We start from the raw sequence: 23,082 nt of genomic DNA, 5'->3' as shown, positions 1-23,082 counted from the left end.
CTGGGCGGCTTTTTCGTTGCCCGAGACGAGGTGAGACATGCCGCTGCCAAAGCCCCCCGGCATCGAGTCCGACCCCTTCAAGTCCGCAAAGTGGGATGAGCTGACCGCCGGGCGCGACCTCTCCGAAGCTGACGCCCCGGCGCTCTCCCTGTTCGCGCGCCCGGATGCCCGCCGCCGCCGAGACCAGAAAGACGGAGCGCGTCGACCGATGACGTACCAGCAGATGGCGGACATAGCGTCCCGCCACGACACGACCATGAGCCGGGCGATGCTTCGCGCCCTGTGCGAGACGGGCGTTCCCCTCCCGCTCAGGCTCCCGGGCCGGCGCACACGCAGGTACGACCACATGCGCCTGCGAGGTCACGCCCAAGGAGGCCGCGTGGTGCATGAGGCACAACCGTGACGTCATAGGGGCCGTGCGCTAGCGGTGGCGCTCCATGTCCTCGCGGATGAGCCGCTTGACGTACCCCTGCTTGTTTGGCTGTGCCGACAGCCACCCCCACAGCTCCTCCTCGGCGGGGTAGAAGCGTACGACCGCCGTCTTGGTCCTCTCGCGCTTGTACTTCGCGTCTGCCCTCTTCTGGGCGTCTGATACGGCCATTAGTGTCTCCTATGGATTACGAGGTTGACTACGACTGACGTCACGAGAACGACAAGGAACAGGATTACGTACCGCATTATTTCCTCCTAGTCTCCTATAATGGGAGGAGAAGGGGGGGCCGAAGCCCCCGCCCTATCTAGTCCCGCCTAAGATGCCTTCCAGAGCCTTGGCGGGGCTTTCGCTCTCCGCAATCAATGTTCCTAGTGTCGTTGCTGCGAGGGCAATCAGGAAGTCCATCAGATAGTCCAATTCAACCACCTCCCTCCGCCCTGATGGCTATATTATAGGATTATTCCTATATAATGTCTAGGATAATTCTTATATTTCTGCGAAATATTTTGACCATTTTCTTGGCCCTGCCGTGACCGGTGGGGCCTTTTCCATGCCGACTGGGGGTGTCGTGACGAGATACGGGGTCCCCTACAAGGGGAGCAAGAACAGCGTTGCCAGGTGGGTTGTGGATGTGCTCCACCCGTCGCACACGCTCGTTGACCTGTTCGCGGGAGGGTGCGTCGTGACGCACGCCGCGATGCTGTCCGGCAAGTGGGACGAGTTCGTGGCCAACGACACCAACGACGTGCCGCAGGTGTTCCTTGACGCGATTGACGGCAAGTTCGCCGACTACGACTTCGTGCCGGCCCGCGAGGAGTTTAACGCGGCGAAGGATGACGACACCGTTTTGTCGCTGCTCTACAGCTTCGGGAATGACCGCAAAAGCTACCTGTGGTCACGCGAGACCTCCAGGGCTTCAACTACGCGAAGACCACCAGGGCGGCAGACAAGGCCGACCTAGGCTGCCACTTCTTCATAGACGACTACCAGTTCGAGCGCGTATGGCAGCGTCCCGGCGCATACATTGACGCTCTGAGGCCCTACCAGTGCGTCCTCACGCCTGACTTCAGCCTGTACATGGACATGCCCGACGCGATGCAGGAGTGGAATCGCTATCGCTCGGCGGCGCTCGGGCGCTACTGGGAGCAGAACGGAATAACCGTCGTGCCAACGCTCTCGTGGGCGCAGCCGTCGAGCTACAAATTCTGCTTCAAGGGAATTCCGAGGCAATCCACCGTGGCCACCTCAACCGTGGGCGTGGCGCGCGGCAGGGGCGCCCGTGATGTCTGGCGCGACGGGATGCGCGAGGCGATGAGACGCCTTGAGCCGTCGTTGGTGCTGCTGTACGGCAAGAACATCGGATTCGACTTCGGCGGCTGCGAGGTCGTCGAGTACAAGGCTGGGGGGGGTTCCATAGGCGGTAGGGGCAGCTATAGCGCGACCGCAGGGGCAATGAAAGAAAGAGTGAAACTCCTTGGTGCTGATACTAACGCCCACCTGTCAAACATTGGCGGTGCTCCAGACTCGCGGCGCGATGTGATTGAGATTGCGCGCAACGCAGGCTTCTCTGGAGTATATGGTACAGATGAGATTAAAACTCAGTCTATGAGCTCCTATATGCAACAAGTGCACTCATTGGAGCAAAAGTACGGTGCGTTACATGCGGTGCCGACGCAATTACTTGGCGCAGATGGCAAAGGCTTCTATGCAGCGGCTAGCTCTGCAGGTAATGGACAGGCTGTGCTAGTGCTCCATAGAAGAAATGCATCTAACGTTGTGGCGTTGGCGCATGCACACGAGCGGGAAGAAAACAGCGGCTTCAAAATGCCAACTGATGGTAGGCTAACAAGCAGGGCTAATTACACAATCACCCACGAATATGGGCACCTTGTACAGAATGCGCTGTATACCCAAGCCGTTAGAAATGGGTATACCGGTAGCGAGCGAAAGTTTGCAGGCACAGCAAAACGTGAAATTGAGGAGATAGCGATTGGTCGCTATGGTGGAAGCGGAAGCATGATGTCGGGCTATGGGCACTATAATGCTCACGAGTTTTTCGCTGAGAGCTTTGCATATTCACAGCTTGGTGCTCCGAATGCGTACGGGAGAGCAATGAACGACTACTTGGGAACTCATAGGATTTCTTAAGGAGTGATGAAAATGACATTCGATGAACCTCTGTTTATGAGAAATCGTGCATGGTATACAATTCCAGCGGACGAAGGAATCAACTCTGCACTCTTTGATGATGACAGGGGCTATCACCTTAAGGGTGGAGTCCCAGAAGAGGTGCGTAAGTCATACAACGAGTTCTACGCGATGCTCGATGGGGGTACCGAAGAACTGGTAAAGCAAGGCATTGCTCACTCCTGATGAAGCGCGAATGGTTGAGAGAGTGCGTAGGATGTGGGAAGATTAATTCACGCGAGAACTAGTACAAATGCACATACGAGTACGCCTTGATAGAGGAGAAAGCGGTAGGAACCCGCAGCTCGCGCAGAGCCGTCCGACTGGGCGGCTTTTTCGTTGCCCGAGACGAGGTGAAGCATGCCGCTACCAAAGCCCCCCGGTATCGAGTCCGATGCATTCAAGTCCACCAATCGAATTGGCACCGTTGTCGAATTCGACGACAGGAAGACGGACGCCATCCACCTTGTTGAGCTTACCGACACAGAAGCGGACGACAGGATGGTGTGGGCGGATGCAGACGACTTGGAAGAGTTGCCACCTGACGTGTTCCCCGCAATTGACGTGCCATAATTGATAATTCCTAAAGCGAGACATGGCGCGGGAGCAGAGTTGCAGAGCTGTATGCTATGGGCATACTCACGCGGCAAACATTACAAAAAGCGGAGATGTCAGGCTCATCAATCCTGGAAGCCTGACACGCCCGCGCCTGGGGACAGGCGCGGGCTGCGCTCCGTTCGCCTCGGCGAACGGAGCGCTATCTGCCGCTCTCATTAAATACTAAACAAAAATCCATGATCTGTCTCTGCTTACAGCTTTTGGATCATTCCGACGGATGAACCGCCTTGCATCCAAACATCTTATCCTATCTGTATATCGGCATAAGCCAGAGCGTCATCGATAGTCATCATCAAAGCATCGTCCTCGCTGAACTGCCCCCAGATGGTATTGTCGTCACCGCCATCCTCGCCTGTCATGTTGCTGCATATTATCACGGTACCGATATCCGCGAAATTAGCCCTGAGCAATCCCTGCATTCGTTCTCCCGAGACCTCCTCCCCGTCTTCATACGAAAAATTATACATATCGCCGTATTGACCGGTCATGTCACGGTTGTCCGCGAGGAATGTACCGTTTATCAGCTTTTTCCCGCTGACCGAATACTCTTCCACATAAGTCGACAGGAACTCATCGACAGAAGAACTGTACATGTTCAGAGTCTTACCGTCCTTACTCATATACACTGCGAAATTCATGCCTCCTGCGGCGGGGGTATTCGTAAGAGCGTCATCTGTCATAACTCTACCGGTTGAAAAGTCCACATATGAAGAAGAATATTCGATATTCTTGGCCTCGCCGTCTTCGTAAGTGTAGATATTAAGTTCCGCCTGATATTCACTACCATCGACAGCCATATAGAACATCTCCTCGATACCGTCACCGTTGATATCGAAGAAGGCGATCGGTCTCTGTTCCTTCGGCTCGAATTCACTGGAACCGTCCTGCCAGCTGAATGCCTCTATGTCGGCACGCTTCTCCTGTATCTTAGCCTTGTAAGCCTTGAATACGTCCGCCTTACTCACTTCCGTCTCAATTTCCTTATGTTCGATTCCGTTACTCACTTCCGTCTCAATTTCCTTATTTTCGTTTCCGGGCTGATCTTTATTATCACTATTTCCTTTGCATCCAGTGAATATAAGGAGAACAGCGGTAAACAATATCGATAAAAGTAGAACTTTTTTTACAACTTTCTTCATTTTGATACCTCCTTGATACTACGGCAACATTTATATGGCTTTTAACGTACTGATCCTCTGGTATTTCCGAACAACTGCTCATATATCGCTTCATGCTAATAAGCCAGAACTTCACACCCGTCATCGGTCACAGCTACCTGAACCTCCCACTGCGCCGAAGGTTCGCCGTCCTCGGTATAGACAGTCCATCCGTTCTCTTCATCAATAACAACCTCATCCACGCCTATATAAAGCGGCCGCCGTGACAGCACGGCGGCCGCAAGCCAAGACGCTTTTTACCTGCCAAAGCCGCACTCGTTATGTGTGCTGTCCGACGTATAGTTCTCGAGCAGGTTCAGCGGATCGTTGTAATCCATGCCCCATTGTGAGAGGGAGACCATAAAGTCGCCTTCCTGACGTTGTTTCATGTACGTTTCAAAATTGCAGTACTCTGTTTCGCAGCTGATGCCATAGGACTCAAACTGCTCCACAACGTTCGGGAGAAAATCTTTAGCCACCTCCAAGGCAGTGAATTTCAGATGCAGCGGTGTCTCCGGCGAGAGCTTTCCCTCGTCCGTGAAACGATAGCCCAAAGATTGAAGAAGCTCTTTGGCGCGCGTAAAATCGGACTTCAGCGGGTAATAGCCCGGAGGATCCTGGATCGGATAGCGGTAGTCCTCGCTGTTCGATCGGAATTGTTCCCCGTTTCCACTTCCATCCGAAACGCCCGGCGGAATTAGCGTGGAAGAGGCATCATCCTCTGAGCCTATTGCCGCGGCCGCAAGGGCTTTGCGGTCGATCAGGAGGCAAAGGGCTTGACGCAGCGTTTTTGCTTCCTGCGGCGTCATCTTGCCGAAGAGCTCCTGATTGTTGATATTAAAGCTGAGATAGACAGCGCCCAATGCCCATGGAACGCTATGATGCTCTTCATAGGGCGGTAGCTGCGAATAGTCGCCTTGCCCCCTGAATTCGATAAAATCATATTCGCCGTCTATGTACTTTTGGTAAAAGGAGCTATCCACCGCCTCACAATGAACAATCAGCTCATCCAGCGTGACTTCATTGGCTCGGTGATAGTTTTCGTTGCGCACCATATCGAGTAAGACGTTCGGCTCCCAGCTCTTCACCTTAAAAGGTCCGTTGGTGACCATCGTCCCGGTCTCAGTCCACGCAAACGGATCGCCAGATTGCTGTTCAGCCGCCTCGATGACCTTCTGCGGCAGGGGGACAAAGGCGGGCATGGCCGTCAGCATGAGAAAATAGGGGCAAAACCGAACCAGCTTAACCGTCAGCGTCCGGCCGTCTTCGGAAGCTTTAATATTCAATCGATCCGGATAGCCCTCGATTGATGAAAACAAGCTGCTATAGGGGTTTCCAATCGTTTTGTCGGCGCCCCGCTTCCAGGCATAGACAAAGTCGTTGGCGTCCAGCTTGTCGCCATTTGACCACTTGAGATCCGGTTTGAGGGTGAACGTCCATGTCAGCCCATCCTCGCTGATCTCGATATTCTCGGCCAGATCCGGCTTGAGGCAATTGTTCTCATCGATCTCACAAAGGCCTGCGAACAGGTGGAGAAGGATAGAGCGCTGGGAGACGTCCTCCAGCAGATCCGGATCGAGGGTGCTGAACGGATGTTGCCGAACCCTGAGAATGCCGTCGGCTGTCCCGGTTGTATGCGTAAAAATCGGTCCAATAAGCGGGGGAAAATAGAAGCCATTGAGAGGCGTTTTCCAGTAGTAGCCGCGGGCATTCCAGGAAAAAAGCGGGCAGATGGCGCCCGTATCCATGAGGATATCCTCGGCTTTGTGCATGAGAATGATTCGTTTTTGGGAATCTTGCTCGGAACGAATCTCGTCGATCAGCTTGTCATAGATCGACCAGTCTTGAAGGGCCTCGTCGGCCGACCCGGCTATCCCGAGCGGGTCAGACGCCGTCGAACCTTGACCGTCCTTTTGCCCGCTTTCCTTCGGCGTCTCAGCGCAGCCGAAGGACATCAGGGACAGAAGCATCATGCAAGTGAGCAGAAGGGCCGCCGCTTTCATCCGTATCTTCATACGCCACCCCCTAAGCCGAGTCAATTATACTGCTTTTATGCCACCTCCTAAGCTGAGTCATTTATACCGCTTTTTTCAATTATACCGATTTTTTCCACTTTTGTAACGAAAAGGACTTGCCTGATATGTAACAAGTGCGAGCGCGGGATAGGAAAAAGCGTCATTGCATCTTGAACCCCTCTCCCGCCTTCTTTTTCTTTCGCCCTTTTTAGCAGTCTATCCCCTTTCTTGAAAGCACTCCCTGCTGGTAATAGTGCTTGATCTCCTTTATTTCGGTCACGAGATCCGCCATGTCGATCAGCTCCTTGGGGGCGTACCGGCCTGTCAGAACCACTTCCGTCCCCGGCGCGCGGCCTTTCAGCGCTTCCAGAACAGCCGAAACGGTCAGAAGATGCAGGTGAAGCGCAATGTTAATCTCGTCGAGTATCACCACGTCGTAGGCCCCGCTTTGGAGGAGCGCCGCGCACTTTTTAGGCCGTTTTCCGCAAGCGTCCGGTCCCTTTCCTCCGCTTCCCTGGATAAAAGGCACCCGCCGCCCAGCTGCTCTACGCAGATATTGCGAAGCACCCTGGAAATCCCGGTTTCGCTGTACGCCATATCCTTGACGATTTGGGATATGGCACGCCTTGTGTTTAGGGGGGCTCAGCGGCGAGCAAAAAGCAGGTCACCGTCGATTATGGCGGTGACCTGCGAATTCTTGGAGCGGCGGACGGGACTCGAACCCGCAACAAGCAGCTTGGAAGGCTGCTGCTCTACCAATTGAACTACCGCCGCGATGGTCGGGGTGACTGGATTCGAACCAGCGACCCTCTGCTCCCAAAGCAGATGCGCTACCAAGCTGCGCCACACCCCGGGGCCGCTCAGAAAGTATACGCGAGCTTCCATGCCAAGGCAACGATGTTGCACGTAATTATCGCGGCGGCGTACACGATGTACAGATTGTTACGCCGCCTCGCCCGCCGCCGCCTTTCTCGGGCAAGTTCTCTATGTTTCAGGCATGGAAACGTCAGCTGCGGCGGACTGACGCCCGGGCAGTCAACGCGAGAGGAGAACCGATGAACTATTCCCAGAGGGTCATGGCAGGACTCAAGGAGCGCTACGCGGACCAGCCCGAGTTCCTCCAGGCAGCCGACGAGGTGCTCGCGACGCTGCAGCCCGCCCTCGACGCCCATCCGGAGTTTGAGGAGGCCGCCCTGCTTGAGCGCCTTGTCGAGCCGGAGCGCGTCATCATCTTCCGCGTCCCCTGGATCGATGATGCCGGCAAGGTCCAGGTGAACCGCGGCTACCGCGTCGAGTTTAACTCGGCGATCGGACCCTACAAGGGCGGTCTGCGCTTTAACCCCACGGTGACGCTTGGCATGCTCAAGTTCCTGGGTTTTGAGCAGATCTTCAAGAACTCCCTCACGACGCTTCCCATGGGCGGCGGCAAGGGCGGCTCCGACTTTGACCCCAAGGGCAAGTCCAACAATGAGATCATGCGCTTCTGCCAGTCGTTCATGACCGAGCTCGCCCGTCACATCGGCCCTGACACGGACGTTCCCGCCGGAGACCTTGGCGTGGGAGGTCGTGAGGTGGGCTACCTGTTTGGCCAGTACAGGCGCCTGCGCAACGAGTGGTCCGGCGTGCTCACCGGCAAGGGGCTCAGCTTTGGCGGCTCGCTCGCCCGCACGCAGGCCACGGGCTATGGCCTGGTCTACTTCGTGCAGAACCTCCTCGCGGACCGCGGCGACTCCCTCGAGGGCAAGACGGTCGTGGTCCACGGCTCCGGCAACGTCGCCATCTATGCCATCCAGAAGGCGGAGCAGCTTGGCGCCAAGGTCGTGGCGTGCTCCGACACCAAGGGCTGGGTCTACGACGAGGAGGGCCTCTCGGTGGAGGCGCTCGAGGCCGTCTACGACGCCAAGCGCTCGGGCCATGACGAGGGTGTGAGCCTGTCAAAGTACCTTGAGCATCGCCCCGCCGCGCAGCACCACGCCGAGGACGGTCGCGGCGTGTGGGGCGTGCCCTGCGACGTGGCGCTTCCCTGCGCACGTGAGAACACCCTGCTCCTTGAGGACGCCAAGAGGCTCGTCGCCGGTGGCTGCACGGTGGTGGGCGAGGGCGCCAACATGCCCACCACGCTGGAGGCGACCCAGTATCTCATCGACAACGGCGTTGCCTTCTGCCCGGGCAAGGCGGCCAACGCGGGCGGCGTGGCCGTCTCCGGCCTCGAGATGAGCCAGAACGCCGGGCACATCTCCTGGACCTTCGAGGAGGTCGACGAGCGACTCCAGGGCATCATGGCCTCCATCTACCAGGCGTCGTCCCAGGCGGCCAAGGCGTACGGCCATGAGGGCAACCTCGTCTTTGGCGCCAACATCGCCGGCTTCCTCAAGGTTGCCGACGCCATGATGGGCCAGGGGGTCTGCTAGCAGGCCAGCGGCACCAGGCTCGTGTGCGCGGGGCCTCGTGGGACGGCAGGATGCCCCCGCGAGGTCCCGCGCCTTGCGTAAAGGCCCGCACAAGAGGCTGGCGCGCCGGCGTGCGCCCGTGCGTCGCGTGCGCTCGAGTCTTGCCCGCAGGACTGTGTCGATACGATAAACAGCCCTCTAAATTACACAAAAGTGCATCTATAACCACCTAGAATTCGAAACCGACCTTTAACGACGGTACAGAGATACCAAAAGGATGGTGGTGGCACATGAACCTGCTTGCCGGTGCGGACGAGCTCCCTCGGGCGCTGCTCGCCCTGGAGGACGGAACGACCCTCTGCGGGCGCTGTTGCGGGGCGGAGGGGGAGGCCTTCGGCGAGATCGTCTTCAACACCTCGATGACGGGCTATCAGGAGGTCGTGAGCGACCCCAGCTACGCCGGCCAGATCGTGGCCTTTACCTATCCCCAGATCGGCAACTACGGCGTGGCCCCCGCCGATGACCAGACGCTGGAAGGCGCGGGGCCTGCGCTGCGCGGCGTCGTGGTGCATGACATGTGCTTCTCGCCCAGCAACTGGCGCAGCGTGGGAAGCCTTCCCGACTATCTGCGCGAGCACGGGGTCGTGGCGATTCAGGGGGTGGACACCCGCGCCCTCACCCTGCGCATCCGCGAGGGAGGGGCCCTTAAGGCGGCGATCTCGACCGTCGACCTCGACCTCCGGAGCCTCGTCGCCCGCGTGCGCGCGAGCGAGCCCATCTCGGCGCATAACTTCGTCGCCGACGTCTCCACCAGAAAGCCCGTCGACCTTCCTGCCGCCGCGGCGTGCCCCGCCGGCCAAGGCCGGCCTCGCGTTGCCGTGATCGACTGCGGCGAGAAGCGCGGCATCGCCGAGCGCCTTGTCGCGGCCGGCTGTGACGCGACCGTGCTTCCCTGGGACACTCCGGCGGCAGACGTGCTCGCAGGCGGCTATGACGGCGCGTTTCTGTCCAACGGGCCGGGCGACCCCAGGAGCGTGCCCGCCACCATGGCCTGCGCTTTCGAGCTCTTGGGAAAGCTTCCCGTCTTTGGCATCTGCCTGGGCAACCAGATGCTCGCACTCGCGGCGGGCGGAAGTGTCGAGAAGCTCCCATACGGGCATCACGGAGGCAACGAGCCGGTCATGAACCTCCTTACGGGCAAGGTCGAGATCAGCGCCCAGAACCACAACTACGGCACCGTGTTCTCGAGCCTTGGCCCCCTGGACCCCGAGCTCTCTAACGGGGTCGGCGAGCATGCGTCGGACCTGCGCTTCTGGAGCAAGAGGCGCGTCGCCCCCGTCGTGCGCAACGAGCGCTTCGGGCGCATTCGTCTCACCCACGTCAACCTCAACGACGGTACGCCTGAGGGCATCCAGTTCCTGGACGTCCCGGCCTTCTCGCTGCAGTATCACCCCGAGGCCCGCCCGGGCCCCCATGACGCGGGCTACGCGTTTGCGTCGTTCGTCCGCATGATTAAAGGCGACCCCGACTATCTCGCCGTCGACGTCCGCGAGGGGAGGGCTCGCTGATGCCCAGGCGCACTGACATCCATAAGGTCCTGATTATCGGCTCCGGTCCCATCGTCATCGGCCAGGCCTGCGAGTTTGACTATTCGGGCACCCAGGCGTGCAAGGCCCTGCGCGACGAGGGCTACGAGGTCGTGCTCGTCAACTCAAACCCGGCGACCATCATGACCGACCCCGACACGGCAGACCGCACCTACGTCGAGCCCATCACGGTGGAGACCGTGACCAAGGTTATCGAGCGCGAGCGTCCTGACGCGCTGTTGCCCAACATGGGCGGCCAGACGGCCCTCAACTGTGCCGTCGCGCTTGACGAGGCCGGCGTCCTCGCACGCTACGGCGTCGAGGTCATCGGCTGCGACATTGCCTCGATTCAGGTGGGGGAGGACCGCGAGCTCTTTGCCGCTGCCATGCGTGACGTCGGGCTCGAGGTGGCGCGCTCGGGCATCGCCCGCTCGCTCGAGGACTGCGAGCGGGTGGCGGACGAGCTCGGCTACCCCGTCGTCATTCGTCCCGCCTTCACGCTGGGAGGCGCCGGCGGCGGCATGGCGCATGACCGCGACGAGCTTCTGCGCATCGCCCGCGAGGGCCTTTCGCTCTCGGCCAACGGCGAGGTGCTCGTGGAGCAGAGCGTCGAGGGATGGAAGGAGATCGAGATGGAGGTCATGCGCGACGTCGCCGGCAACGGCATCGTCGTGTGCTCCATTGAGAACCTCGACCCCATGGGCGTCCATACGGGCGACTCGATCACGGTGGCTCCCTGCCAGACCCTCTCCGACGTCGAGCTTCAGCGTCTGCGCGACCACTCGCTCGCCGTGCTCGAACGGGTGGGCGTCGCCTGCGGCGGCTCCAACGTGCAGTTTGCCGTGAACCCCACCGACGGTCGCGTCATCGTCATCGAGATGAACCCCCGCGTGAGCCGATCCTCCGCCCTCGCCTCGAAGGCGACCGGATTTCCCATCGCCAAGATGGCGGCGCTCCTGTCGGTGGGCTACACCCTCGACGAGATCACGAACGACATCACGGGGGCGACGCCCGCCTGCTTTGAACCGTCCATCGACTACTGCGTGGTCAAGGTTCCCCGCTTTGCCTTTGAGAAGTTCAGGGGCACGAGCGAGACGCTCACCACGCGCATGAAGTCGGTGGGCGAGGTCATGGCCATGGGGTCCACCTTCGAGGAGGCGCTCCAGAAGGCCTGCCGCTCGCTGGAGCAGGGCCATGCCGGCCTCGGCGCCGACGGCCTCATGGAGTACGTCGAGGACGACGCGGCCTTCCTGGACCTGGTGAGCCGACCCACGCCCCAGCGCATCTTCTACGTCGCCGAGGCGCTCCGGCGCGGGTGGGGCGAGCGTCGTGTCCACGAGCTCACGGGCATCGACCCCTGGTTCCTCGCGCGCATGGGCGACATCGTGCGCGCCGAGCGGTCCCTGAGGGAGGGCGGCGTCGCCGGCCTCACGTCCGAGCGCCTGATGGCCGCAAAGGAGATGGGCTTCTCTGACGCGCAGCTGGCCTGGCTCGTGGGCCAGCGCGAGGAGACCGTCCGCGCCCTCAGGGAGGTGCTGGGCGTACGGCCCCTCGTGAAGACGGTTGACACCTGCGCCGGGGAGTTTGCCTCGCACACCAACTATCACTACCTCAGCTACGAGGCCGGAGGCACCACCGAGTTCAGGCAGGTCGCGCGCCCGCGGGTGGTGATCCTCTCGGCCGGGCCCAACCGCATTGGTCAGGGCATAGAGTTTGACTACTGTTGCGTGCATGCCGCCATGGCACTCACGGCGCGAGGCTTCGAGACCGTGATGGTCAACTGCAACCCGGAGACGGTCTCCACGGACTACGACACCTCCGACCGCCTGTACTTTGCGCCTCTGACCTTTGAGGACGTCATGGACGTCATCGAGTGCGAGAGGCCCGTGGGCGTCATCGTGACCCTCGGCGGGCAGACGCCCATCAACCTCGCACGACGCCTTGCGCAGGCGGGCGCCCCCATCATGGGGACGCAGCCCGACGCCATCGACCTCGCGGAGGATCGCGACCGCTTCTCGGGCCTGCTCGACCGCCTGGGCGTTGCTTATCCGCCCAGCTCGACGGCGGAGACCATCGACGAGGCGCGGGAGGTCGCCCTTCGGCTGGGCTACCCGCTCCTCGTGCGTCCAAGCTACGTGCTGGGCGGCCGCGGCATGGCCATCGTGTACGGCGAGGGGGATCTCGCGACCTACATGGCCGAGGCTACGGAGGTCTCGCCTGACCATCCCGTCTACCTGGACGCCTTCCTGGAGGACGCCATCGAGCTCGACGTGGACGCGCTGGCGGATGGCACGGACTGCCATGTGGGGTCCGTCCTCGAGCACATCGAGGAGTGCGGCATCCACTCGGGCGACTCGGCCTGCTGCCACCCGCCGTTCTCGCTGTCCGACCGCATCGTGCGACGGGTGCGCGCAATCACGCGCACGCTCGCGCTGGCGGTGGGCGTGCGCGGCCTTCTCAACATCCAGTTCGCGGTGAAGGACGAGCAGGTCCTCGTCATCGAGATGAACCCGCGTGCCAGCCGCACGGTGCCCTTCTCGTCCAAGGCGACGGGCGTGCCCCTGGCAAAGCTCGCCGCGCGCATCATGGCCGGCGAGACGATCGCCCAGCTGCGAGGGTTGGGTGAGCTTGGCGAGGAAAAGGACGAGGTCGGGCGCTTCGCGGTCAAGGAGGCGGTGATGCCGTGGGCGCGCTTTCCCGGGGCCGACTCGACCTTGGGACCCGAGATGAAGTCGACGGGCGAGGTCATGGGCATAGGACGAAGCTTCCCGGCCGCCTACGCCAAGACGCGCCGGGCCATCGACTACGGGCTCCCGCGCGGCGGAAAGGTCTTCGTGAGCGTGTGCGACCGTGACAAACGGGCCATCGCGCCGGTGGCGACGTCGCTCGCGGGCCTGGGCTACGAGCTCATCGCGACGGCGGGCACCGCCAAGACGCTGCGGGCGGCGGGCCTTGCCTGCGAGGTCGTGCGGCGCGTGAGCGAGGGGCATCCCAACATCGTGGACGAGATCGCCGACGGTGAGGTGGCATTCATCATCAACACGCCGCATGGTCATGAGTCGCGCGGCGATGGGTCCATCCTGCGCGCGGAGGCGGTCAACCGGGGCATCACCTGCGTGACGGCGCTCTCGGCGACGACGGCGCTCGTGCAGGCTATCGTCGCCGCGCGAAAGGACGCACTGGACGTCATCGCGCTGCAGGACCTGATGTAGGCGGGCCTGCCGACGAGGGGGGTCGTAGCGGGGCGCCTCGCGGTCGTGCATCTGCGGGAGCGCGCGTCGGGGCGTCTCATGCCACGGGGTCCCTCGTGCCGCCGGCGTCTGTTGTTTGACGCATGAACGTCAACGTCACGCCCGTGAGGCCCGGCTTTTGCTATCATGCCTAGGTTGTATGCAGCGCTGCGGGCGTGGCGGAACTGGTAGACGCGCTGGATTTAGGTTCCAGTGGGGGAGACCTCGTGAAGGTTCGAGTCCTTTCGCCCGCACCATGTGCCGCATGCGCCGAGAGTTGGCGGCGCCTCTCACAGGGCGCCCGTACTAGACACTGGAGGAACGTTGGACATCATCGTCACTGCCGAGAGGCCGCAGAACGACCAGGTGGTCGCAAAGCTTACCGTGCCTGCTTCCGAGGTTGACAAGGCCATTGACAAGGCCTACAGGGAGGTCGCCAGGAAGTACAACTTCCAGGGCTTCCGCCGCGGTCGCGCGCCGCGTCCCGTCATCAACGGCATCGTCGGTCGTGACGCCGTGCTGGGCCTCGTTCATGAGGACCTCTCCGCCACGGTCACCGTCTCGGTCCCCCCTGCATGCGAGCTCGACTCCTACGACGCGCCCGGCATCAACATGCCTCCCGCGAACGCCACCGAGGCCGAGATCGACCTGCAGGTCGAGCAGCTCATGAACTATCACTCGAGCTGGGAGGACGACGACGCCGACCGTGCCGCGACCGAGGGCGACGTCGTGGTCGTTGACACCGTGAGCAAGGAGGGCGCCGACTTCTTGGCCGGCGAGGACCGTCAGGTCTCGCTCTCCCACAGCCATCTGCCCAAGGAGTACGTGGACGGCATCGTGGGCCTCAAGAAGGGCGAGTCCAAGGACGTCGAGTGGACCCAGGGCGAGGGCGACGACCAGAAGAGGCTCGCCGTCACCGTGACCCTCAAGGGCCTCAAGAAGTCCGTCGTCCCCGAGCTTGATGACGCGTTCGCCAAGAAGAGCTTTGGCTTTGACACCGTCGCCGAGTTCCGTGACGCCGTCAAGGACGAGATCGAGCAGGACAAGAAGACCAGCCTCCCCAACCTCAAGGAGGATCGCGTCGTCGAGGAGATCGGCAGACACCTGCAGCTTGAGGAGGTTCCCGGCGCCTACGAGAGCCAGGTCTTCTCCGAGCTTGCCAACGAGTTCCTCCAGCAGCTCCAGCGTCAGGGGATGACGCTTGACATGTACCTCGCCGCGCGCAAGGTCAAGAACGAGGACTTCATTGCCGACCTCCATCAGCAGGCCGCCGAGCGCGCGCGTCAGTCGCTTGCGCTTGACGCCCTCGCGCGTCACCTTGAGTTTGACGCCACGGAGGACGACGTGAGGGACGAGTTCGCCCGTGCCGGCGTGGAGGACGTCGCCAAGTCCATGGACGAGTTCACCCGGAACGGTCAGATGCCCGCCATCCGCGAGTCCATCCGCCGCACCAAGGCCGTCAAGTGGCTCGTCGAGAACTGCGCGGTGACAGAGGTCGACGAGATCGCCGAGGCGCGCGCTAAGAAGGACGACGAGGCTGGGGCGACGCAGGGTGACGAGGCCGAGAAGGGCGACGAGGCCACGGACGCGGAGTAGGGACGTTGGCCGCTGACCTTTGACGCGCGCGTCAGCTGCGGCGGATGCTCCCGGCGCGCCGACGCGGCGTGACAGGATTGACTTGAGACGGCGCTCCGTGGGTACAACACCCCGGAGCGCCTCAACACAAAGGAGACCCGCATGCACAACCCCATGGCAACGCCCCTCATTCCCTACGTCGTGGAGCAGACCCCGCGCGGAGAGCGCAGCTATGACATCTACTCGCGCCTGCTCAACGACCGCATCGTCTTTCTCGGCGAGGAGATAACCCGCGACACCGCCAACCTTGTGGTCGCACAGCTTCTGCATCTGGAGAGCCAGGACCCCGATAAGGACATCTCCCTCTACATTGACTCGCCCGGCGGCGAGGTGTACGCGGGTCTCGGCATCCTTGACACCATGAACTTCATCAAGCCCGACGTCTCTACGATCTGCGTGGGCATGGCGGCGTCCATGGCGTCGGTCCTCCTTGCCGCCGGCGCCAAGGGCAAGCGCCTGGCGCTGCCCAACTCCATGATCATGATTCACCAGCCCTCCAGCGGCGCCCAGGGCCAGCAGACTGACATACAGATCGTCGCCGACGAGACCAAATGGATTCGCAACCGGATCAACGAGCTGCTCTCCCAGTACACGGGACAAAGCGTCGAGAAGATCAACGCCGACACCGAGCGCGACAACTACCTGCGCGCCCAGGAGGCCTGCGCGTACGGCCTCGTTGACAAGGTCATCACCTCGCGCGCCGAGCAGTCTGCGTAGGAAGTGGGGAGTCGCGCCAGAGGTCGCCCTCGCCCGCGGCTCCGGCGCGTCGCCCTTGACCGCGCCGTCGACGTCAGGCTTGGACCCGCCGCCGCGCCGCACGTCTCGTCGTCGCACGCCTCGTCGGTGATTGAGCTACATCGTCGATGATTGAGCTAGTATCTAAGGCCGCCCGTCTTCAGACGGGCCAGCCCGTTTCTGAGTACCTGAGGAGATTCAGATGGCATCAAGCGGCATGAGAGGCAACGACGAGATTCGCTGCTCCTTCTGCGGGAAGACCCGTGACCAGGTGAGGCAGCTCATCCAGAGCCGCAGTGGGGTGTACATCTGCGACGAGTGCGTCAAGGAGTGCTCCACCATCATCGACGAGGCGACGCGCACGGCCGCGGACGACGTCATCGACGAGGCGGCCTTTGACGCACCGGCCAGCCCCATAGAGAACCTCCCCACGCCTCATCAGATCTATGATGAGCTCTCCCAGTACGTCATGGGTCAGGAGGACGCCAAGCGCGCCATGAGCGTGGCCGTCTACAATCACTACCGTCGCATCCTGTCAGGCGACGACGAGGGCGCTCCCGTCGACGCGCCCGAGGGCACGGAGCACGTCGAGCTCGCCAAGAGCAACATCCTGCTTCTGGGGCCCACGGGTACGGGCAAGACGCTGCTGGCCCAGACGCTCGCGCGCTTTCTCGAGGTGCCGTTCTGCATCGCCGACGCCACCACGCTTACCGAGGCGGGCTACGTGGGCGAGGACGTGGAAAACATTCTCCTCAAGCTCATCACGGCCGCCGACGGCGACGTGGAACGCGCGCAGGTGGGCATCGTGTACGTGGACGAGATTGACAAGATCGCCCGCAAGGCCGAGAACCTCTCCATCACGCGCGACGTCTCGGGCGAGGGCGTGCAGCAGGCGCTTCTCAAGATCTTGGAGGGCACCGAGGCGAGCGTGCCGCCCCAGGGCGGGCGCAAGCACCCTCAGCAGGAGCTCATTCACATCAACACCAAGAACATCCTCTTCATCTGCGGCGGCGCCTTCGTGGGTCTCGACAAGATCGTGGCCGACCGCATCGGCAGGAAGGGCGTGGGCTTCAACTCCGAGCTCACCCAGAAGGCGGAGGAGAACGAGGATGAGCTCATGGCGCAGGTCATGCCGCAGGACCTGCACAAGTTTGGCATGATTCCCGAGTTCATCGGCCGCATCCCCGTCATCACCGCCACGAAGGACCTCACCGAGGATGACCTCGTGAGCATCCTCACGCAGCCCAGGAACGCCATCGTCAAGCAGTATCAGCGCATGTTTGCCATCGAGGGCGTCAAGCTCGAGTTCACCGAGGACGCCCTGCGCGAGATCGCCCGCCAGGCCATCGAGCGCGGCACCGGCGCCCGCGGCCTGCGGGCCATCTGCGAGGCGACGCTCCAGGACACGATGTTCGACCTGCCGAGCGATCTGGAGATCACGCGGGTCGTCGTGACGCCGGCGTCCATTGGCGGCGCCGCGCTGCCCACCATCGTCAGGGAGCCTGCGACGGCGCCCCTCTCCGCCGGACACGGCGCCCTGGGTTCGGGCGTGGGCACGCACCAGGCGAGCTGACGGCGGGCGAGGAGCTGACGAGGAGCGGGCGAGGAGCTGACGGGCGGGCCTCATGACGCCGTGCACTTTTCGGCACCCCTGCGTACGTAGCGACTGGCACCCGAACGCCTGCGTTAATGCCCAGAATCCTTGATTTTGGGCATTAATTTTACGTTTGCCCAGGATGCGAAAAAACAATGACAGGCTAACGACAATTTGGTCATTGATAATCTCAGGCATGTGAGGGCAATCATGACGTCTTCGAACGCTCTGCCTTGCCCCCGCCTTGCCCCTGCCTTGCCCTAGGACAGCAGCCGCTCGGCGTTGGCGGCAAGTCGCCTGGCAAGCTCACTCTCGTCCATGTGGCGAAGCCCCGCAATGTGTGAGACGCACCTCTCAAGTGACTGGGCGATCTCCCGGGCCGATTCGTTCGCTCCGCCCGCGAGGTCCGCGTTGCTCTCAGCGCCGTCCGCGGCGTTTGCCTCATTCGCCCTCTCGGGAAGGTCCGTCTCGACCAGGAGCTGGTCCAGGGGGAGCTGCCGGGCGTACTCGCGCCCGCGCCGCGTGGCCAGCATCATCTCGCTGACGCTAAAGCGGCAGCCGACGACGACGGCTCGGTGCAGCTCGTCGGAGCTGCCCGAGAACCAGTGGAACACGACGCGGCATCGCTCGAGGCAGCCCGTCTTGTCCAGAACGTCGAGGCAGGCCCCCGCAGACCGCACCGCATGGACGGAGAGGACTGACGGCGCGGTGGCGTCGCTCCCTCGTGCCGCCGCCGTGCACAGGGCGGCGAACGCCTCCCGCTGGTGCTTCGCGCTGTCCTCGGGCACGTGTCGAGGCGAGAGATCCATGCCCACCTCACCCACGAAGCGCGTGCGTGCGGCAAGCTCGCAGGCGCGCGCGACGTCGCCGGCATCCGCCTGCCCGCGTGCGACCCACCAGGGATGCAGCCCCACGGCGAGGTGCACGTTGGTGCAGCCGGCAAGGAGGGGACGGGCCGCCTCGTAGCCTCGGGGCGTCACGGTGACGGCAAAAAGCTCGATTCCCCGCGCCGCGGCCCTCTGGGCCACCTCGACGGCGTTGTCATAGAAGTCCAGGTGCACGTGGGCGTCAAAAAGCCTCAGCCCCATGTGAGCCCCGCAATCTCGCCAATGACGCGCCCGGCGATCATCTGGCCCATGATGGGCGGCATGTAGCTCATGGTTCCTAGGATGGACGATCCTGCGCGCACGAAGCCACCCTCGCCCAGCGCATCCGCCTTGCCCTGGGGCTCGCGGGGCAGCTCGTCTGAATAGAGCACCTGAAGGCCGTGGATGCCCCGTTTGCGGCACTCCTTGCGCATGATCCGGGCGAGAGGGTCGTTGACGGTCCTCTCGATGGTCGTAAAGCGCAGGCGCGTGGGGTCGAGCCTGTTTGCCCCGCCCATGCTGCTGATCTCCCTGATGCCCCGGTCCTGGCACCACTGGGCCAACAGGAGCTTCTGGCTCACGGTGTCGATGGCGTCAACCACGAAGTCGGGGCGCGGCAGTGCCGTCAGCGTGTTCGCCAGGTTCTCCTTTGAGAGAAAGCGCTGCCGTGCCGTAACCTTGCAGGCGGGATTGATGTCGTGGACGAGATCCTCCATGACCTGCGCCTTTGGCTTTCCGAGGGTGCTCTGCCAGGCGACGGCCTGACGGTTGAGGTTGGAGGGCATCACGACGTCGCGATCGATGAGGACGAGATGGCCCACGCCCCCGCGCACGAGCGCCTCGACGCAGTTTGAGCCCACGCCCCCCAGTCCCACCACAAGAACGCGCGCGGCCTGGACGTGCGCGAGCGCGTCGTCGCCCATCACGAGGCGCAGCCGGTCGGTCGCGGTCTCCCTGACCTTCTCGACCTTCTTGTTCTGCCCTGTCGTCACGGTGCACTCCCTGCCCTGCGCCGCCGCGGCGCGGCGGCGTTTGCGTATGAGACTCATTCATAGCTTAAGGCGGGGACCCATGCAACGTCTCAGACGCCGAGCACGGCGGGCAATTGCGTTCTTCGCCCCATGCCGCCCCACGCCTCCACTGCGTTCTTCACGCCACCATTGCATTTTCTACACCCTCATCGTGCCTCTCGACTCAGTTTTTGCGTGATTTGCGGCGAAAAGCGAGTCAGTTCGCAAGATGAGCGCCGCTGCGGGGGCGCGCTGCGGGCGTGAGCGCCGCTGCGGCGCGCGAGACGTGCTCGACGTCGCCTTGCAAGGCGTGCGGGTTCCCCGCCCCCGCGCTCCGAGCCCTCGCCCGCGCTCAGTGGTACCCTTAGGGACTGTCAGGCGGGCGTCTTGCGGACGTCCCCAAAGCCGCCCCAGGTCGCGCGCGCTCAAGACACGAGTGCCAACCCGGTCCTCGGGGCCCAAGCGAAAGCGAATCGTCGTGGAAGAGATGCCCAAGACCTACGACCCCCAGACCGCCGAGCCCGAGCTCATCGAGCGCTGGATTTCGGCCGGTTGCTACCAGCGCAGCAAGGGGGTGGGAGACTGCACCGTCGTGATCCCGCCGCCCAACGTCACCGGCATCCTCCACATGGGGCACGCCATGGACGACACGATCCAGGACGCCTACGTGCGCTTCAGTCGCATGCGCGGGCGTTCCACCCGTTGGATCCTGGGCACGGACCACGCCGGCATCGCCACCCAGACCAAGGTGGACAAGAAGCTCAAGGACGAGGGCGTCTCGCGCCTCGAGATCGGGCGCGAGCGCTTCCTCAAGGAGTGCTGGGACTGGCGCGAGGAGTACGGTGGCACCATCGTGAGCCAGATCAGGCGCATGGGCTGCTCCATCGACTTTGACGACGAGAAGTTCACGATGAGCCCCGAGTACGCCACCGCCGTGCGCAAGGTGTTCTGCGACTGGTATCACGACGGCCTCATCTACCGCGGCAAGCGCATTGTCAACTGGTGCCCTAGCTGCAAGACGGCCATCAGCGACGACGAGGCGGAGTACAAGGACGAGGAAGGCCATCTCTGGTACCTGCGCTACCCGCTCGAGACGCCCGTTGACGGCATCGACCACATCACCGTCGCCACCACCCGACCCGAGACGATGCTCGGCGACACGGGCATCGCGGTGAGCCCCTCCGACCCCGACAAGCAGCGCTTCGTGGGCAAGAAGGTGCTCCTTCCCATCGTGGGCCGCCAGATCGAGATCTTTGCGGACTGGCACGTGGACGCCGGCTTTGGCACGGGTTTCGTCAAGGTCACGCCCGCCCATGACCCCAACGACTTCGCCATGGGACAGGCCCACGGCCTCGCGCAGGTCAACGTCCTGGACGAGACGGCCCATGTCGTGGAGGGCTACGGCGTGTTCAGCGGCATGGGACGCGACGAGGCGCGCGCCGCCATCGTCAGCTGGTTTGAGGAGCATGGGCTGCTCGAGAAGGTCGAGCGCATCGACCACTCGGTCATGCACTGCTACCGCTGCGACACCTCCCTGGAGCCCTGGCTCTCGGAGCAGTGGTTCGTGGCCGTGGACAAGCTCAAGGACCGCGCCATGCAGGTGGTGCGCGACGGCGAGGTCACGTTCCATCCCGCCCGCTGGACCGACACCTACCTCACCTGGATGGAGAACCTCAAGGACTGGTGCATCTCGCGTCAGCTCTGGTGGGGCCACCGCATCCCCGTCTTCTACTGCGACGACTGCGGCTGGTCGGACGCCCTCATGGAAGACGTGGACGTCTGCCCGCACTGCGGCGGACGTCACGTCCATCAGGACGAGGACGTGCTCGACACCTGGTTCAGCTCGCAGCTGTGGACCTTCGCCACGCAGGGCTGGCCCGACCACCCCGAGAGGATGGAAGGTCACCATCCCACGCAGGTCCTCGTGACGGCACGCGACATCATCGCCCTGTGGGTGGCTCGCATGATCATGAGCTCCCTCTACTTCACGGACGAGATTCCCTTCCACGACGTCTACATCTACGCGACCATCCTGGCCAAGGACGGCAGCCGCATGAGCAAGTCCAAGGGCAACGGCGTGGATCCCATGGACCTCATCGGCAGGTACGGCGCCGACGCCATGCGCTACAACCTGCTCACGCTCATCACCACCAACCAGGACGTCAAGTTTGACGCCGACCTCAGCAAGAAGACGCACGAGCTGTTGGGCAGCCCCCGCACCGAGCAGGCCAAGGGCTTCGTCACAAAGATCTGGAACGCCAGCCGCTTTGTGCAGATGAACCTTGCGGGCTATGAGCCGGGACCCGCCCTGGCCGAGACCCCCGAGGACGCCTGGATGCTCAGCAGGCTCGCCAAGGCCGTCCAGAGCTCCACGCGTACCCTCGAGGGCTACGAGTTTGGTGACTACGCCCGCAGCGTCCAGGCGTTCTTCTGGAACGAGGTGTGCGACTGGTACATCGAGCTCTGCAAGGGACGCCTGCTGGACGGCTCGCCCGCCGAGAAGCTCCAGGTGCAGCGCAACCTCGTGTTCGTCCTCGACACGGCCCTGCGCCTGCTCCACCCGGCCATGCCCTTCGTGACCGAGCGGGTCTGGGACGCGCTGCCAAAGAGCGCCCTTGGGCGAGCGGCGGCCGCGGGCGAGGGCGAGACGAACCTCCTCATGATGGCCGCCTGGCCCGACCCCACGGACTACGCCTCGTTCGTGAACGAGGGTGCCGAGCATGCCTTTGAGCTCGCCAGAGGCCTGATCTCGCAGGTGCGCTCCATCCGCGCGCGCTACCGGCTCTCGCCTCGGGCGGTGCTTGACGTGGCCGTGCGCGCCGACGCCGCCGACGCCGCCACCCTGACGTCCCAGGGTGACTTCATTCGCCGCGTGGGGCACGTGGGCGAGCTCACGGTGGGGCCGGACGTGCGCAAGCCGTCAGGCTCCGTGTCCGTCGTCGAGGCCGGCGTCGAGACCTTCGTGGCCGTGGGGGGGCTCGTTGACCTGGCCGCCGAGGCGACGCGTCTGGGCAAGGAGCTCGACAAGGCCAGGAAGGAGCACGGGTCGCTCGTGGCCCTGCTGGCCAACGAGGGCTTCATGGCCAAGGCCTCCGCTGCCGTGAAGGACAAGAAGCTCGCGCACAAGGCCGAGCTCGAGCAGACCATCGAGCGCCTCGAGGCGCAGGTGGCGGAGCTCTCGTAGGGAGGCCGCGCGGGAGCGCCGGCCTCGCCTGGCCCGTTACAGGCAAACATCTCATGAGGGGCGGGCGGCTCGTCGGGGCTGCCCGCCCTCCCCAAGGGACAAAGTCGCGCGATCAGCGTCGGTTGTGCGAGTCGGTCAGCCGGGCGATCCGCCGTCGAGCCGCTATCGCAAGCTTGTCGCGTCGTCCGCGTCCCTTGCCCCAAACGTCCAGCGTATCGTCGAGGAGAAGGGCCTCTCGGGCGTGCAGACGGGCTGCGGCCAGCTGGAGTGGTGGATGCAGTCGGGGTAGTACTCCGGCTCGAAGGCGAAACCGGCGCGGGCATGGTAGGCGCATCCGTCCTTGGCGACGGGGTCGTCGATCCAGTTGCCCGTGTAGAGGTGCGCGCCCGGCGTGGTGATGGCGACGGAGAGGGTCCTGCCGCTTGCGGGGTCCTGCGCCCAG

General features: G+C 62.8%; 19 protein-coding genes, 3 tRNA genes and 1 pseudogene. 14 read left to right on the top strand and 9 right to left on the bottom strand.

All coding sequences use genetic code 11. The features are described 5' to 3' along the window. Positions 1 to 37: 37 nt before the first annotated feature. A complete protein-coding gene (locus tag HMPREF2826_RS08095) occupies positions 38 to 403 on the top strand; it encodes a hypothetical protein (protein ID WP_070640823.1) in 366 nt (121 codons plus the stop codon). Positions 404 to 421: 18 nt separating this feature from the next. On the opposite strand, the gene HMPREF2826_RS08090 is transcribed toward HMPREF2826_RS08095, so the two are convergent. Further along, positions 422 to 601: a hypothetical protein gene (locus HMPREF2826_RS08090; RefSeq protein WP_070640821.1), complete on the bottom strand. Its 180-nt coding sequence runs from the start codon at positions 599 to 601 to the stop codon at positions 422 to 424. A gap of 400 nt (positions 602 to 1,001) precedes the next feature. Here HMPREF2826_RS08090 and HMPREF2826_RS08085 point away from each other — a divergent pair, with 400 nt between their 5' ends. From HMPREF2826_RS08085 to HMPREF2826_RS09795, 5 genes are all read left to right on the top strand, one after another. Next, positions 1,002 to 1,394 (top strand): DNA adenine methylase, encoded by a 393-nt coding sequence (locus tag HMPREF2826_RS08085; protein ID WP_168163994.1) that lies wholly within the window; start codon positions 1,002 to 1,004, stop codon positions 1,392 to 1,394. Continuing rightward, the gene (locus tag HMPREF2826_RS08080) at positions 1,325 to 2,581 is read left to right on the top strand and encodes a DUF4417 domain-containing protein (protein WP_070640817.1); all 1,257 of its coding nucleotides are present in this window, start codon (positions 1,325 to 1,327) and stop codon (positions 2,579 to 2,581) included. Before HMPREF2826_RS08085 ends, HMPREF2826_RS08080 begins: the two co-directional genes overlap by 70 nt. 12 nt (positions 2,582 to 2,593) lie before the next feature. Continuing rightward, positions 2,594 to 2,806 (top strand): hypothetical protein, encoded by a 213-nt coding sequence (locus tag HMPREF2826_RS08075; RefSeq protein ID WP_070640815.1) that lies wholly within the window; start codon positions 2,594 to 2,596, stop codon positions 2,804 to 2,806. 174 nt (positions 2,807 to 2,980) lie between these two features. Continuing rightward, the gene (locus HMPREF2826_RS08070) at positions 2,981 to 3,193 is read left to right on the top strand and encodes a hypothetical protein (protein ID WP_070640813.1); all 213 of its coding nucleotides are present in this window, start codon (positions 2,981 to 2,983) and stop codon (positions 3,191 to 3,193) included. A gap of 22 nt (positions 3,194 to 3,215) precedes the next feature. Then, a complete protein-coding gene (locus tag HMPREF2826_RS09795; RefSeq protein ID WP_083307341.1) occupies positions 3,216 to 3,404 on the top strand; it encodes a metallophosphoesterase family protein in 189 nt (62 codons plus the stop codon). Positions 3,405 to 3,480: 76 nt separating this feature from the next. On the opposite strand, the gene HMPREF2826_RS08065 is transcribed toward HMPREF2826_RS09795, so the two are convergent. The 5 genes from HMPREF2826_RS08065 to HMPREF2826_RS08045 form a co-directional block, all read right to left on the bottom strand. Beyond that, positions 3,481 to 4,377 carry a hypothetical protein gene (locus HMPREF2826_RS08065; protein WP_148138361.1) on the bottom strand — a complete coding sequence of 299 codons (897 nt, stop codon included), beginning with the start codon at positions 4,375 to 4,377 and terminating at the stop codon, positions 3,481 to 3,483. Between the two features lie 275 nt (positions 4,378 to 4,652). Beyond that, on the bottom strand, positions 4,653 to 6,410 hold the full coding sequence (locus HMPREF2826_RS08060; protein WP_070640809.1) for a peptide ABC transporter substrate-binding protein: 1,758 nt from the start codon (positions 6,408 to 6,410) through the stop codon (positions 4,653 to 4,655). Between the two features lie 208 nt (positions 6,411 to 6,618). Further along, on the bottom strand, positions 6,619 to 6,939 hold the full coding sequence (locus HMPREF2826_RS09140; RefSeq protein ID WP_210388987.1) for a cob(I)yrinic acid a,c-diamide adenosyltransferase: 321 nt from the start codon (positions 6,937 to 6,939) through the stop codon (positions 6,619 to 6,621). Positions 6,940 to 7,108: 169 nt separating this feature from the next. Beyond that, positions 7,109 to 7,184, bottom strand: a tRNA-Gly gene (locus tag HMPREF2826_RS08050). A 2-nt stretch (positions 7,185 to 7,186) separates the two neighbouring features. Beyond that, positions 7,187 to 7,263: transfer RNA gene (locus HMPREF2826_RS08045), tRNA-Pro, on the bottom strand. Between the two features lie 202 nt (positions 7,264 to 7,465). Between HMPREF2826_RS08045 and gdhA the strand changes: the two genes are divergently transcribed. The 7 genes from gdhA (at position 7,466) to clpX (ending at position 17,559) form a co-directional block, all read left to right on the top strand. Next, complete coding sequence (gene gdhA, locus HMPREF2826_RS08040; RefSeq protein ID WP_070640805.1) at positions 7,466 to 8,821, top strand: NADP-specific glutamate dehydrogenase; 1,356 nt, start codon at positions 7,466 to 7,468, stop codon at positions 8,819 to 8,821. A 269-nt stretch (positions 8,822 to 9,090) separates the two neighbouring features. Next, on the top strand, positions 9,091 to 10,368 hold the full coding sequence (carA, locus tag HMPREF2826_RS08035; RefSeq protein WP_070640803.1) for a glutamine-hydrolyzing carbamoyl-phosphate synthase small subunit: 1,278 nt from the start codon (positions 9,091 to 9,093) through the stop codon (positions 10,366 to 10,368). Further along, entirely contained in the window at positions 10,368 to 13,598 is a 3,231-nt protein-coding gene (gene carB, locus HMPREF2826_RS08030) for a carbamoyl-phosphate synthase large subunit (protein WP_070640801.1), read from the top strand. The genes carA and carB overlap by 1 nt, the downstream gene beginning before the upstream one ends. Positions 13,599 to 13,786: 188 nt before the next feature. Continuing rightward, positions 13,787 to 13,873 (top strand) — tRNA-Leu (locus HMPREF2826_RS08025). A gap of 67 nt (positions 13,874 to 13,940) precedes the next feature. Further along, on the top strand, positions 13,941 to 15,212 hold the full coding sequence (locus HMPREF2826_RS08020) for a trigger factor (RefSeq protein ID WP_083307339.1): 1,272 nt from the start codon (positions 13,941 to 13,943) through the stop codon (positions 15,210 to 15,212). Between the two features lie 141 nt (positions 15,213 to 15,353). Beyond that, positions 15,354 to 15,968 (top strand): ATP-dependent Clp protease proteolytic subunit, encoded by a 615-nt coding sequence (locus HMPREF2826_RS08015; RefSeq protein WP_058270259.1) that lies wholly within the window; start codon positions 15,354 to 15,356, stop codon positions 15,966 to 15,968. Positions 15,969 to 16,188: 220 nt separating this feature from the next. Next, entirely contained in the window at positions 16,189 to 17,559 is a 1,371-nt protein-coding gene (clpX, locus tag HMPREF2826_RS08010; protein ID WP_083307338.1) for an ATP-dependent Clp protease ATP-binding subunit ClpX, read from the top strand. A 281-nt stretch (positions 17,560 to 17,840) separates the two neighbouring features. On the opposite strand, the gene HMPREF2826_RS08005 is transcribed toward clpX, so the two are convergent. Together HMPREF2826_RS08005 and HMPREF2826_RS08000 are read right to left on the bottom strand one after the other, a co-directional pair. Then, positions 17,841 to 18,668 carry a TatD family hydrolase gene (locus tag HMPREF2826_RS08005; protein WP_070640799.1) on the bottom strand — a complete coding sequence of 276 codons (828 nt, stop codon included), beginning with the start codon at positions 18,666 to 18,668 and terminating at the stop codon, positions 17,841 to 17,843. After that, positions 18,659 to 19,438, bottom strand: a complete 780-nt coding sequence (locus HMPREF2826_RS08000; protein WP_246824721.1) for a tRNA threonylcarbamoyladenosine dehydratase — start codon at positions 19,436 to 19,438, stop codon at positions 18,659 to 18,661. The genes HMPREF2826_RS08005 and HMPREF2826_RS08000 overlap by 10 nt, the downstream gene beginning before the upstream one ends. 496 nt (positions 19,439 to 19,934) lie before the next feature. Here HMPREF2826_RS08000 and HMPREF2826_RS07995 point away from each other — a divergent pair, with 496 nt between their 5' ends. Then, the gene (locus HMPREF2826_RS07995; protein WP_070640797.1) at positions 19,935 to 22,640 is read left to right on the top strand and encodes a valine--tRNA ligase; all 2,706 of its coding nucleotides are present in this window, start codon (positions 19,935 to 19,937) and stop codon (positions 22,638 to 22,640) included. A 162-nt stretch (positions 22,641 to 22,802) separates the two neighbouring features. Here the strand turns inward: HMPREF2826_RS07995 and HMPREF2826_RS07990 are convergent. Further along, positions 22,803 to 23,082 (bottom strand): annotated as a pseudogene (locus HMPREF2826_RS07990) (galactose mutarotase); the annotation flags it as partial.

This window comes from Olsenella sp. HMSC062G07 (genome assembly GCF_001811895.1).
Classification (GTDB): Bacteria; Actinomycetota; Coriobacteriia; order Coriobacteriales; family Atopobiaceae; genus Olsenella_F; species Olsenella_F massiliensis.
This window is presented reverse-complemented; position numbering and strand designations above follow the sequence as displayed.